The 12049-nt window shown below is 40.7% G+C and carries 18 protein-coding genes; 14 read left to right on the top strand and 4 right to left on the bottom strand.

Annotated features, from left to right (window positions below; translation table 11 throughout):
• The 4 genes from QZZ55_RS05610 to QZZ55_RS05625 all read left to right on the top strand — a co-directional run.
• A partial coding sequence (locus QZZ55_RS05610; RefSeq protein WP_293266194.1) for a DUF1840 domain-containing protein occupies window positions 1-227 on the top strand: 227 nt, incomplete at its 5' end.
• 103 nt (window positions 228-330) lie between these two features.
• Window positions 331-573, top strand: a complete 243-nt coding sequence (locus QZZ55_RS05615; protein ID WP_293266196.1) for a hypothetical protein — start codon at window positions 331-333, stop codon at window positions 571-573.
• A gap of 3 nt (window positions 574-576) precedes the next feature.
• On the top strand, window positions 577-1545 hold the full coding sequence (locus tag QZZ55_RS05620; protein WP_293266198.1) for a hydrolase: 969 nt from the start codon (window positions 577-579) through the stop codon (window positions 1543-1545).
• Between the two features lie 32 nt (window positions 1546-1577).
• Entirely contained in the window at window positions 1578-1853 is a 276-nt protein-coding gene (locus QZZ55_RS05625) for a hypothetical protein (protein WP_293266200.1), read from the top strand.
• Between the two features lie 48 nt (window positions 1854-1901).
• On the opposite strand, the gene QZZ55_RS05630 is transcribed toward QZZ55_RS05625, so the two are convergent.
• Both QZZ55_RS05630 and QZZ55_RS05635 read right to left on the bottom strand, forming a co-directional pair.
• Window positions 1902-3062: a protein kinase gene (locus QZZ55_RS05630; protein WP_293266202.1), complete on the bottom strand. Its 1161-nt coding sequence runs from the start codon at window positions 3060-3062 to the stop codon at window positions 1902-1904.
• A gap of 277 nt (window positions 3063-3339) precedes the next feature.
• The gene (locus tag QZZ55_RS05635) at window positions 3340-3753 is read right to left on the bottom strand and encodes a response regulator (protein WP_293266204.1); all 414 of its coding nucleotides are present in this window, start codon (window positions 3751-3753) and stop codon (window positions 3340-3342) included.
• 166 nt (window positions 3754-3919) lie between these two features.
• On the opposite strand from QZZ55_RS05635, the gene QZZ55_RS05640 reads away from it, so the two are divergent.
• Window positions 3920-4357 (top strand): nucleoside deaminase, encoded by a 438-nt coding sequence (locus tag QZZ55_RS05640; RefSeq protein ID WP_293266206.1) that lies wholly within the window; start codon window positions 3920-3922, stop codon window positions 4355-4357.
• A 96-nt stretch (window positions 4358-4453) separates the two neighbouring features.
• Here QZZ55_RS05640 and QZZ55_RS05645 read toward each other — a convergent pair whose 3' ends face one another.
• Window positions 4454-4864, bottom strand: a complete 411-nt coding sequence (locus tag QZZ55_RS05645; RefSeq protein ID WP_293266208.1) for a VOC family protein — start codon at window positions 4862-4864, stop codon at window positions 4454-4456.
• Between the two features lie 159 nt (window positions 4865-5023).
• A complete protein-coding gene (locus QZZ55_RS05650) occupies window positions 5024-5425 on the bottom strand; it encodes a YkgJ family cysteine cluster protein (protein WP_293266210.1) in 402 nt (133 codons plus the stop codon).
• A gap of 243 nt (window positions 5426-5668) precedes the next feature.
• Between QZZ55_RS05650 and QZZ55_RS05655 the strand changes: the two genes are divergently transcribed.
• The 9 genes from QZZ55_RS05655 (at window position 5669) to QZZ55_RS05695 (ending at window position 12034) form a co-directional block, all read left to right on the top strand.
• Window positions 5669-7069 carry a hypothetical protein gene (locus QZZ55_RS05655; RefSeq protein WP_293266211.1) on the top strand — a complete coding sequence of 467 codons (1401 nt, stop codon included), beginning with the start codon at window positions 5669-5671 and terminating at the stop codon, window positions 7067-7069.
• A gap of 213 nt (window positions 7070-7282) precedes the next feature.
• Complete coding sequence (locus tag QZZ55_RS05660; protein WP_293266213.1) at window positions 7283-7738, top strand: SRPBCC domain-containing protein; 456 nt, start codon at window positions 7283-7285, stop codon at window positions 7736-7738.
• Between the two features lie 209 nt (window positions 7739-7947).
• Window positions 7948-8301 carry a DHCW motif cupin fold protein gene (locus QZZ55_RS05665; protein ID WP_293266215.1) on the top strand — a complete coding sequence of 118 codons (354 nt, stop codon included), beginning with the start codon at window positions 7948-7950 and terminating at the stop codon, window positions 8299-8301.
• An 88-nt stretch (window positions 8302-8389) separates the two neighbouring features.
• Window positions 8390-8872, top strand: a complete 483-nt coding sequence (locus tag QZZ55_RS05670) for a cupin domain-containing protein (RefSeq protein WP_293266217.1) — start codon at window positions 8390-8392, stop codon at window positions 8870-8872.
• 164 nt (window positions 8873-9036) lie between these two features.
• Window positions 9037-9585 carry a hypothetical protein gene (locus QZZ55_RS05675; protein WP_293266219.1) on the top strand — a complete coding sequence of 183 codons (549 nt, stop codon included), beginning with the start codon at window positions 9037-9039 and terminating at the stop codon, window positions 9583-9585.
• 32 nt (window positions 9586-9617) lie between these two features.
• Window positions 9618-10130 carry a DUF6653 family protein gene (locus QZZ55_RS05680; protein WP_293266221.1) on the top strand — a complete coding sequence of 171 codons (513 nt, stop codon included), beginning with the start codon at window positions 9618-9620 and terminating at the stop codon, window positions 10128-10130.
• Window positions 10127-10570: a hypothetical protein gene (locus QZZ55_RS05685; RefSeq protein ID WP_293266223.1), complete on the top strand. Its 444-nt coding sequence runs from the start codon at window positions 10127-10129 to the stop codon at window positions 10568-10570. The genes QZZ55_RS05680 and QZZ55_RS05685 overlap by 4 nt, the downstream gene beginning before the upstream one ends.
• A 479-nt stretch (window positions 10571-11049) precedes the next feature.
• The gene (locus QZZ55_RS05690; RefSeq protein WP_293266225.1) at window positions 11050-11616 is read left to right on the top strand and encodes an SH3 domain-containing protein; all 567 of its coding nucleotides are present in this window, start codon (window positions 11050-11052) and stop codon (window positions 11614-11616) included.
• Between the two features lie 133 nt (window positions 11617-11749).
• Window positions 11750-12034: a hypothetical protein gene (locus QZZ55_RS05695; protein WP_293266227.1), complete on the top strand. Its 285-nt coding sequence runs from the start codon at window positions 11750-11752 to the stop codon at window positions 12032-12034.
• The last annotated feature ends 15 nt before the right edge of the window (window positions 12035-12049 follow it).

A 12049-nucleotide genomic window follows, 5' to 3' on the forward strand; every position in this document is an offset into this window, starting at 1 on the left:
TTAAAATGATGGGCCACAGCGGCTCCGTGCCCGGTGCGATTCTGGCGGCAGATGTGCCCGTTGCGCTGAGCAAGTTAACCACTGCTATTGAAGCAAATACAACGCCACCACCCGTTATGGATAACGAGTCGGAGGAGGCCGAGGTGAGTATGGCGACGCGAGCGCTGCCGCTGATTGATCTTTTTGCTGCTGCAGCGAAGGCAAAATCTAACGTCATGTGGGAATAGTGTGAGACGTGGGCTTGTTCTATTCTCTTGTAAAGCTTAATTGTGCAGGTGTAAACGTTTTGAAAAATGGAACCCGCTATTTACACAAAAAGGAAAAGCAGTGATGACAAGCTTCATGAGAAAACTGCCATGGATTGTACTGATTATTGGATCGTTAACATTGGGTCTCGCTCCTTTTTCACCTCAGCCACATCTTGTTGAAAAAATACAAATGCTGATCAATGGAGAGCTATCTCGTAGCATAGATTTTTTTGATCTGTTCCTTCATGGCTTGTTTCCATGGCTGTTAATCGTCAAAGCAGCGCTATCTTTGAGCCATTTCCAAACTAAGCCGTCCGCGAAATAAGATATGAGCCGACTTTTTCTACCCCCTTGGTGGGCAAAAAACCCACATGTGCAAACGATTTTACCCGTGTTTACAAAGGTTGAGTCCCCAGCATTATCGCGCCAACGTCTGGAATTAAACGATGGTGATTTTATCGACCTTGATTGGACAGGTGATCCCTATAGCGCCAGCAGCATTGTTGTTATTTTGCATGGGTTGGAAGGCAGCTCTGATTCCCATTATGTACGCCGCTTGCTGCGAGATTGTGATCGATTAGGTTTATGCGCTGTTGTGCATCATCATCGTGGTTGTTCTGGCGAAGCTAACCGTTTGGCGCGCAGTTATCATAGTGGGGATACTCAAGATATTAGTCATACCTTGCAGTATCTCCAAGAGTCTTTCCCCCAAGCAACGCTATGCGCTGTTGGTTATAGCTTAGGGGGTAATGTCTTGATTAAATATCTTGGAGAGTTGCAGGGTAATAGCGCCATAGACCGCGCTGTTGTTGTCTCGGCTCCGCTGCAATTATCAGCCTGTGCTAAGCGGCTAGAAAAGGGGTTTTCGACTCTTTACCAATGGCATCTGGTTAAGCAACTCCGGCAAAAACTCACTGATAAATTTACTGATCGAACGATTGTTAATCAAGTATCAATCACACTGAAACAAGTCAGCACGCTGAAAACATTCTATCAATTTGATCATCAGGTTACGGCACCACTGCATGGCTTTAAGGGTGTTGATGATTACTACGCTAAAGCAAGTGGGTTTGGTTATTTGGCGAAAATTAAGCAGCCAACGTTAGTGATTCATGCGGCAGATGATCCGTTTATGAATGCAGATGTGATCCCTTCAGCTCACCAGTGCTCCACAGGTGTGACGTATGAACTACATCAACATGGCGGCCATGTGGGCTTTATTGATGGAGGCTCTCCACTCAAACCACGCTTCTATCTAGAGCAACGTATTATCCAATTTCTGATGTCTATTAGTTAAATTCATAATGGAAAAATTATATAATATCTAACATGCAATCAGACCCTAAAAAGCTAGTAGAAAAAAACAGAAATCTTACTCATTCCGAGCTAATGAAGGTCATCTCACATGTTCAACGAGAGCAGGGTGATTGGATTCTGCATAGCTTAATGCTAGAAGGTTGTGATGTGCCTTTTAAGTTCAAGCGCAAAGGTAATTACCAAAGTTTAAAAGGTGCCAGAGTGAATATTACGTATTACCCCGAGCAGGAAACGGTCGCTGGTATGAACTTTGAAGTGATGAAAGTAGTACGCATAAAAAGAGGGTGATGCCAGAGCGGTTTCATCTACCTCATTTTTTATTTAGCCCTTTCTTATTTAAGAAGACGTGATTTTTTGTTCGAGGCGTCTAAACTTTTTGCTGGCTTTATCTTCCTCTTTGCAAATACTTAATAAGTCGTCAATAAAGTAATGAAGTGCTCTATGTTCAATCTGTTTTATTTTCGCTTGCTGCTTTTCATTAAGCATGTGGTACATCGTTGCGGCACCAAAGTCGCCAACAATGAGATTGGCTTCATCATCAAACAGGGCGTTATGCGCGTATAAGTCACCATGGCATACTCGGTTTGCATGCAAATGAACAAACACATCTTCCATCTGAGTAATGATTTTATCAATGTGTTCAATTGACAGAGTAAAGCCCAGTGGAAAGGTGTCGCGTGTACAACTTTGAAAGCACGGAGGCAGGCCTAGATTATTATAGTGAGGGGGTATCAAACTCATGATTAATGCTAAATATCCACTTTCATTTACTTGAGCCAACGATGTTACTAAGTTTGGGTGGTTGCCTACTTTTAGACACGCCTGTAATTCGTCTTTTGGATAACCATCGCTAGTGATTTCGCCCTTAAATACTTTAACGGCAATATCATCAGGAAATAGTGTTTGATGTTGATTCCAATGCGCCTTGGAAATAACGCCAGACGCACCTTGTCCTAGCACCTGTTGTAATGTGTAACTTGTTGATGGCATATCTGGAACGGATTGAATGTTCACATCGGACTGGCTAAAGGGATTGCCAGAAAACGCAAACCAAGCAAGCTTAGGTAAGCTGAGTAATTGATCAGGGCATTCAGCTAGTTGGTTGGCTGATATACGCACTAGTTCAAGGTTCGTTGATTGAGCTAAGGTTTGAGGTAGGCACGTTAAACAATTACCCGCTAATGCTAATTTTTGTAGTCGGGGGCGTTCACCCAAAGAGTCGGGCAGTGCGCTAATGTGGTTATCAGTTAAAATGAGCCAACGTAATTTTTCTGGCAGTGAGTTCTCAGGGACATGATTAATTTTATTTGATTTAAAGCCAACCATTTCTAAATTGAGGCATTGGCCAAGTACTTCAGGTACCGTTTCAAAGTGGTTGTTTGAGGCGAAAAATATTTTGAGATTTTGCAGCTGTATGAGTTCTTTTGGCAACGATGTTAATTGGTTGTTGGATAAATCAAGAATTTCTAAGCTATCAGCTAGTGATAAAATTTCCAAAGGAAATGAAGTTAGATTCTCTGATAGTGCTAGGTGTCGAATGCCGGATAGCTCGCCAGATTTAAGTTGGGAAAGTGTGTATAAAATGATGAGCTCCTGCTTAGTTCTTAGGCCAAAAGCTCGGTAGTTTACTAGATAACGTAACTCGATGGCCTTGCATTTTTGAGCTTCGAAATTATTGAGCGGTTTTCAATCTGTTGCTCAGAAAAGAATGAGCGAAAAAGAGCGTACTTATTACAATGAATAAGACAAAAAGGTGATCTAGCGATGAGTTTTATTAACTCTCTTCTTTAGGTGTCTCAGAAGGGAAAACACTGGCAATCTTTTCACACAATGCTTGCGGTTGGAAAGGTTTCACTACAAAGCCTGATATGCCTAAGAGAATGCTTTGGTTGACGAGGTCCGCATTAGCATTACCGGTTAGCATGACAAAGGGCGTGTCTTTATGCTTTTCCATGCCGCGCATCGCTTTGAGTACCTCAAGACCGTTCATTTCAGGCATCTCCCAATCACAGATGATCAAATCGATCGATTTTACCTCTAGTAACTGCTTCGCTTCGACACCGTTTGTGACTTCATAAAATTCTTTAAAGCCGATTGCTTTGAGGCTGGTACGGACGATAGCACGTATGGTTTGTGTGTCATCAGCAATCAAAACAACTTTAGAATGGGCATTTTCGACTATCTGCATAATAATAAACCTGTATCTAATCTTTTGTAGGCATAAGCAGTACCCTGCACATTACTTTGTCATTCAGGTCAGTTGATTTCTCATAAGACCCCTGTGCGCTTAAAGCAGCCTATAATGCATTAAGAAAAACATATTATAGTTAATAGCATAGTCGTTAAGGGACATTATGGATAAGTTTTTACAAGCAGCCATTGATGAAGCAAAAAAAGGTCTGGATAACGGGGGGATCCCCATAGGCTCTGTGCTTGTGATTGATGGCCGTATTGTTGGGCGAGGACATAACCAACGAATACAAAAAGGAAGCGCAGTATTACATGCTGAAATGGACTGTTTAGAAAATTCGGGACGACTGACTGCGTCAGACTATCGTCGAGCAACTTTATACTCAACGCTATCTCCTTGTGATATGTGCAGTGGGGCAATACTTCTTTATGGCGTTCCAAAGGTGGTTGTTGGTGAAAATCAAACTTTTTGCGGGCCTGAAGAATACCTTCAATCGAGAGGTGTTGAGTTAGTTGTTCATAATGACCCTGAATGTCGTCAAATTATGGAGTCGTTTATCCAAAAAAATCCTAAATTATGGAATGAAGATATTGGGGAGTAAAGAAGTGCGCTAGGGGTCTGGCCTTGTATTTCTCAGCTTTTCCCCAAGCCTTGTTACCTTATTTAATAGATAGAGCGAAAACTTTGTCGAACTGCTTTAACTATTACGCAATTTAGGTTCGTCACTTGAGTATTCGACGAACTCAACTTCAAATCCAGCAGGGTCTTCAAAGTAGACATTCTTGCGATAACTATTTTCTGCGCCGTTTTTTGAAATCTCAAAACCGGCGTCAGTTAAACGTGTAATTAGCGCATGTAGATTAGTAGTCACATAAGCAAAATGAGCTAATCCAACTTGATGCCCTTCCAGGTTTCGGTTGCTACCCTCTCCATTGTCGCTCAACGCAATATAATGATATTCGTCACCAAAATGCAGCCATCTGCGGTGCTTTCCATACCAATCACTGGTCCCTTCATCACGAATATGCCAATGAGGAAATGCTGCTTGATAAAACGTTAGCATCTTTGCTACATCATCTACTACTAGGTTTATGTGTTCTAAATACATGATGTTACTGCTCCAAATTATTTTATTTTGTAGTCTGGAGCAGATATTAATTCCTCAAGCATAGTTGAGGTAAAGCACTTTTCATCACTAGAGCAAGGCTATCACTTTGAAACGCGTTAGAAATTCAATCATCGGTTGTATTGGTTGCGGCTGTTTATTCTATGAGAAGCTGGAAGAACGGCTATCTAGCATTAATAAATCTAGTTTCTTTTGGGCTTTTTTAGGATTCTTTAAATCGATGACTTCAATCATCTCACATTCATCCCGAATCATTTCGTCGATTAGGCTAGGGTAGTGACGGCAGTCTTCGGGTCGATTTAAGTAAATGCTGCAGGTGTATTTATCGGGTGTGAGAGGGTTGTGTTTTGGAACTGTTTCGAGAAAGGGGCATCTTTTAAGCTGCTCACCGGACTTAGGATCAAACCATATTTCGTTTTTTTTAACGAACGCGAAGATCTCTGGATTAAATAACTCCCATTGTTTAATTTCTTCTTTATTCGTTGCTATATCACCATCGCCATACTTGACGCAGCACTTACCACATTGATTACAATCTTTCATCGTTTGCTCATTTAAAGGGTGCAGAGGTTTTTATAATTACCCACTGCTACAGTGGAGATGATATCACTTGTTGAGCCTTCGTAACTGGTTTGGCCAATGCGGTGGATGTATCCTGCTCGTTTACAGGGTAGAGCTCAGAGAATGTATCCTATTTTCATTTGTACCTTTTTAAGGTTCACTCAGTAAGAATCACAGCTAACACCATTGGCCGGTTTTGCTTTCTAAGTTGAGTGAGGTTTAACAATGCCCTTTATGCCACTGCTTTTAGCAGAGTTGCCGATCAACCAAGTAACAGAGGTGATCCCGTATACTCGTACGGTCGATATTAAATCACCAGGTACGGGCGGTGTTGATGGTCACACTGGATCCGTTTATAGCCCGAATACCCAAAAATTCATTGCGTTGTACGGATCCGATTCACACAATGCACCCAAGGCAGACAACGGCTACTTTGCCATTGATTATAATCAATCATTAGCTTCGCTTGCCGCTCAAGACGTGAATGCTTGGCGCCCTCGTCCTTTCCAAACATGGGGTGATAACTCCCATTATCCAGTGGCAGGTTTCAAGGCGGGCAGCAACGCTTTTAGATCCTATGCGGATGCAGGGAGTGATATCCGTACGAATACAGTTTTAGGGCCGTATAACCCACCCAGCCATTCATATCACCTAGATGGGCAGGTTATCCAGAACGACATAGGGCAGGATATTCTTATATCCACTTATAAGACGACGGCCCACATGTATCTTCCAAAAAACAATGGCTATGCACCTGAGCCGAGCAGCCGTTTTGCCCCTGCCAACCTAGGCTACCGGGTCTTGGTAGAGAATAAGGCGGTTAAGGCGCCGCAGATCCCCGTGATCAATTTACATGACTATAGTGAGAGCTCTGCTATTGATGGCGCTCTTGGGATGCACGCCAACGCCAAAAATCACTTTGGCTCTAGAAGCTGGGCATGGATCAATGGACATGAGTTCTACGCCGTTGAAGCAAATAACGGGATGGTCTATAAGCTAACGTCAACGTTAGTCGGTAATGTTTTTACGATTACGGATAGATCCGGTAATTTAACAATGTTCAGCAAATGGCCTTACCATGTGCATCAGAAGCTCATACTAGTAGGAGAGTATTTAACAGCTTTCTACGAGTCTGAGTTCCAGTTACATATAGCCCATACGGCGGATATGAAGGAGGAGGCACGCAACCTCACGATTAGTAAAGGTGATTTGAATGCGAATGCCCCGATCCTCTCAAGAGATGGCGTGGCTTCTCTATGGGATATAGCACCTGAAGCAAACTTCCCGGTGACTAAATTAAGCGATAGTGTAATTGGTATGATCATACACGATAGTAATGCTCCCGCTGGGAAGCAAGGTCGGCTCATACTGTGGCGTGTGCCTGGTTTTGATGGTGTCGCTTGGAATGGTATTGGTGACTTTGTAGATACAGGGTTAACTTTTGACTCACGTGGTACAGGCTATAACTTCAACGTAGCGGCAATACGTGAGTATGCTGATGAGGGTAGCGTGTTTCTCAACTATGTGAATCTCCACTCGAACAGCTGGAGCCTACAAGTCGCTAAACTGAACTCGAACTTAGACTCTTACTTCCTCCCGCCTGATACGGCAGTGCCTGCTCAGTGATTTTTATTTACATACACAGTGTATTTTTTTAACTCATAAAATGAATGTAGGTTTTGCAGTTACTTGAGCGGTGCAAATGCTTGTATTGCTTCAGATGCTGAGTTAAAAGATAAGTAATCAGGCAGATGGATGTCTAGCATGAGTAGATATACAGACCCCGTTTACTAAGTGTTAAGTGCCATGGCTTAACTATCACAAAATAAAGGAGTGCTTGTGAAGATCTACAGTACTACCACAAAGATTAATGCGAATGCCGATACAATCTGGGCAATACTCACGGATAGCTCTGCTTATCACGACTGGAACAAGAGTGTAGAAAAAGTTGAAGGTCACATTGCCTTAGGCGAGAAGATTAAGGTTTACGCAAAAATCAGTCCTGAGCGTGCCTTTGCGGTAAAGGTTCAAGAGTTTGTACCAAGCAAGAGAATGGTATGGCGTGGGGGGATGCCACTGGGTCTTTTTAAGGGAGTTAGGACGTTTACATTGACAGATGAAAACAACGGGCAAGTAGAATTCCGAATGCAAGAAGTGTTTAGCGGTTTAATGTCACCGCTCATCGTTCGTTCGATGCCAGACCTAACAGAACCCTTCGAGCAATTCGCGATAAGCCTTAAAGCCGAAGCAGAAAGTATCGCAAACAAGCCAGCCAACCGAACACATTCATCGTAGAGGACGGCAGTAGAATTGATGTTTTTCGTGTGCAATTTGAGTTTTACAAAAATCGATTAGTAGAAGTTCATTAGCTTGAAATCTTTAATAAACGGTATGTTACTTTGTCGCTTCGTTTATGATTATTTTAGCCATTATTGTATAAGAAGAATCACTTAAAACTACCTGTTAATGCGATCGTCATGCTTTAATAAAATGTGAGTATATTAATGACAAATAAAAATATTCCCTTTCAAACTATTGATTGGAAAAGTATCCCTCGGACTGAACACATAGGGACCACAGGGATAGCCTATTGGCAAACAATGCAATTTGATGGTTTACGAGTGAGGTATGTTGAGTATTCAGAAAATTATCTTGCTGACCACTGGTGTGAAAAAGGGCATATCGTTTACTGCTTGAAGGGTGAAGTTATTAATGAGTTAAAAGATGGTACTAAATCAGTTCTAACAGAAGGTATGTCTTATATTGTTTCAGATGACTTAAGTTCTCACCGTTCAATCACCAAAAATGGAGTTCATCTTTTAATTATAGACGGTGATTTTCTTGCATTAAAAGCATAACAAGTTGCTGTGTCGAAAGAGTGGCTCACTTGCGCTGAGAAAGACGTTATTCTTTTGCTAAATCAGAGTGAATTATTCAAGGAGTTATATGGATACTTACATAGTTACTAAAGAAGAAATTGAAGAATATGAAGGCGTTGATAAAACTCATTTTCTGAACCCTAACGCAAAGCGCATTAATAAGTCCCTTGGCGATTTAACTGGCCTAGAAGGTATCGGTTTTCACATAATTGAAGTTGAACCTGGCCATGTAACAACCGAAACACACGTCCACTATTCTGAAGAAGAGTGTGTATATGTCCTTGAAGGTAGCGGGGAAGCGATAATTGGTAGTGAAGTATCTTCTATAAAAGCGGGTGACTTTATTGGATATCGTGCTGGTGGAGAAGCGCATAATATCAAAAATACTGGGACAAAAACTTTAAAATGTATTGTTGTAGGTCAACGATTAGAGAGTGACATTGCGGACTACCCTGAACTAAAAAAGCGAATCTATCGTAGCAAAGGGCAAAAATGGAACTTAGTTGATTTTGACAATATTATGGAGCCAGATGGTGGTAAAAAAGCATAATAAGGCAATCAGATATACCTACTTTAAACTTGTTTAGGCATAAAGCATCGTAAGCGCGGCGTTAAGAATGCACCGAAAGATGGGATTATGAAGCTCACTGCACTTGTTGTGGCTGAATCGTATTTGATGAAAAGAATATCGGCGATATACAAAAAGGAATAATAATGAAGTTTGGATTACTGGTTGCTGGGTTGTTGTTATCATTTTCAGTGTTTGCTGGTGGGTATTACACCCCCCGTATTGATACATATGATCCAATTACGGGGCTATATTTCAAAGGTATTGAAAGCCCAGAGAAGTCAGGTTTTTTAAACAGTGGCAATCGCTCAATAACTAATCTTTATATATATGATCCTATCAAAAATACGGGAAAGTTATTGTTTTCTAAGAAGAGTAATTTTCAAATAGTGGCGCTATCCTTTGAGACCTCAGTAGAGAATGGTGAGGTTAAGTTTTACAGTGATTTCTCTGCTTCAATCAAGAATAACGACAAGATAGCGCCTCGTGAGCCGAAGAGTACATTGCTTATACTCACACGAGATGTAGAGGGAGAGAAAGACACCTTCTATCTTGCTCAAAAAAATGGCAATGGGTTGAAAGAAGTTAAAACCATATCTTCATTAGATGAATGGCATGTTGATGTGAAAAACTCCGTCGTGAGAATAGTAAAGCAGGTGGGTTTAGAGATTAAGATGGATCAATTTAAGTGGTAGCATGCGGGGGCATGGTGCTCTAGGGAGGCTTTGTGGATATCATTAGATGGGCCGAAAAAGTCATGTTGATGAATGATGAAGCTTGGAGAAGACACGCAAATCCATGGAGCGTCTATACGAGGTTTACTGCCTTACCATTAATATCTTTCGCTTTTTGGTCAAGAGAATGGCTTGGTGTTTACTCTTTGGCATTGATTGCGCTTTCTTTTCTGTGGGTTTGGGTAAACCCTCGCTTATTCAGTGCTCCTAAAAGTACAAATAATTGGGCCTCGATGGGCACATTCGGTGAACGGATATATCTAAATCGAGAGAATGAAGTGATAGCAAAGCATCACCTTGACGCTTGTCGGGTTCTTCAATTGCTCTCTGCATTGGGTCTACCGTTTTTCGTGTATGGACTTTATTCATTGTATATCTGGGTTCTTGTACTTGGTAATCTCTGGATAATGGTATTTAAAGCATGGTTTGTTGATCGTATGGTTTGGTTGTACATGGATATGAAAGAGTCAAACCCTGTTTATCTCGGATGGTTAAAGTCATTATGAACATCTATATTAAATGGGGTTTAGTTGTTGCCTTAAACTCGGTGTTGGGTTTTATATTAGGGTACCAGTCTGAAAAATTCATATATCTTGCTGGAATGACATCGGGTGTTTTGACATGGTTTTTTATCTATCTATTTTTCGATATGTATTTACAAAAAGCAGGGTATAAAAACGCAAGCCGTAAACTGTTTCTTTGTGCAGTACTCAGAATTCCTGTTCAGTTTGTAGTTTTTCCAGATATGTACGCGGGTATGTTTGCTAAGTTAACCATTACATATGTAGGTTTTATAGATGTGCAAAATTATTTTGCTGAGCCCTACTTCTCTACTGTGTTTACCGGTTTGTATTTGAGTGTTATTTGTTCACTTCTTTATTTTTTAATTTCTATTTTTGATTATATTAAGAGTAAAAGAAAAACCATAGTCATAGCCACACATTAAACACACATCACGGCATGGGTGTTACTGATGTAGCGCTTTTATGAGTTCACTAATATTCTAGAGTTTTGATATGAATCATGAAATCCAAAAAATTAGAGAAAAGGCTTTGGCTACTGATTACCCTCGGTGGAGGAATGTGGCATCAACAATTTTTCTAGGGTTGATGTGTTTAGTAATGGTTGGTTCTTTTTGGTACGTATTCGCTTCTATAGAAGGCCTTGGTTGCTACAAAGGCTTTTTATATATGTCGATGATATGGATCGTGGTTGAGTTGTTGGTGATAGCATATATGTTTACATCTAGCACTATTCCAAAGTTCGCTAGGACATCCATTGCTTTAGTTATCGCTTTTTCAAACATCTGGTTTGGGTTATTTATATTTAGCTTAAAGCCATGTGTTATATGAGGTCAGAATAAGTGAAAGCCGTTGCCCCTTGGTGGTTTTACACCTTTACAGCGTAATAAATGAAAATATAAAAATGAATAAAACTATTATTGGTTTAATTTTTTATGGTTGGGCATCTACGCTATTGGCAAGCAGCTTTCCTGTTAATGATGCTCCCCTTTTTGCAAAAGTTGTAAATATTGCGAAAGACGATGTACTTAATATGAGGAGTAAGCCTGATCATAAGTCTGAGAAAACGGGCGAGCTATATGCTTCATCTATCATTGGCGTAGATCTTTGCCAAACAACAAATAAGTCTACGTGGTGTAAAATTGGCATTTTAACAAACCTGAAAGAAATGGAAACCGGCTGGGTTAATGCAAGGTTTCTTGACCTAAATGGGAAGCATGCTAATAGGGGGTATGTGAAGATATCTGGACGGCCTAATCTTTGTTATTACTCAATTAAATGCGAACCGAAATCAGGGATATTGATGTGCATGACGGCTAATTCTGATTTTTCATACACGAATACTAACAATGCTTCTATTGAGTGGATTAATAGAGATGATTTGCATGCGGGTACTGCCTTTGATTCAGCACCTGAAAATTCTGACGGCTATTGTATTAATGGCAAGATGGTAGATGAATACTATCCATAAACCATCTCGTTAAATGTTTTACTCTCGCCGTTTGGCTCGTTAAAGATTATCGTTTGGCTTAATCTGGGCTGCTGGAAGACCGCTTGTAACGTTTAAATTTTCTGCATAGCGCAGTGTTATAAGGAATTGTAATATGGATGATCTTAGGGCTTTGCTTGCTATAGTTATTTTCTTTTTTAGCTCTTATTTGGTTTACGATTTAATTGCCAATGGGTTCAGTTGGAGTGTGCTGGTAGCGTGCATAATTGGATTCTGGATCGTACATTTCATTTGGCCTAAGAATCAGAGCCAAGAGAGCAGCTGGTATGACTTTTTAGAAATAGTAATCGATTTGCCTTATCAAGCTGTGGCTTTTAGCTTGAGATCAGTGAGTAGACTTGTTCGCGGTAGTGATGGAGACATTGGGATTGATCTGTAATAAAAGGAACAATCA

The organism is Neptunomonas sp. (assembly GCF_016744175.1).
In the GTDB taxonomy this organism is placed as follows: domain Bacteria; phylum Pseudomonadota; class Gammaproteobacteria; order Pseudomonadales; family Balneatricaceae; genus Neptunomonas.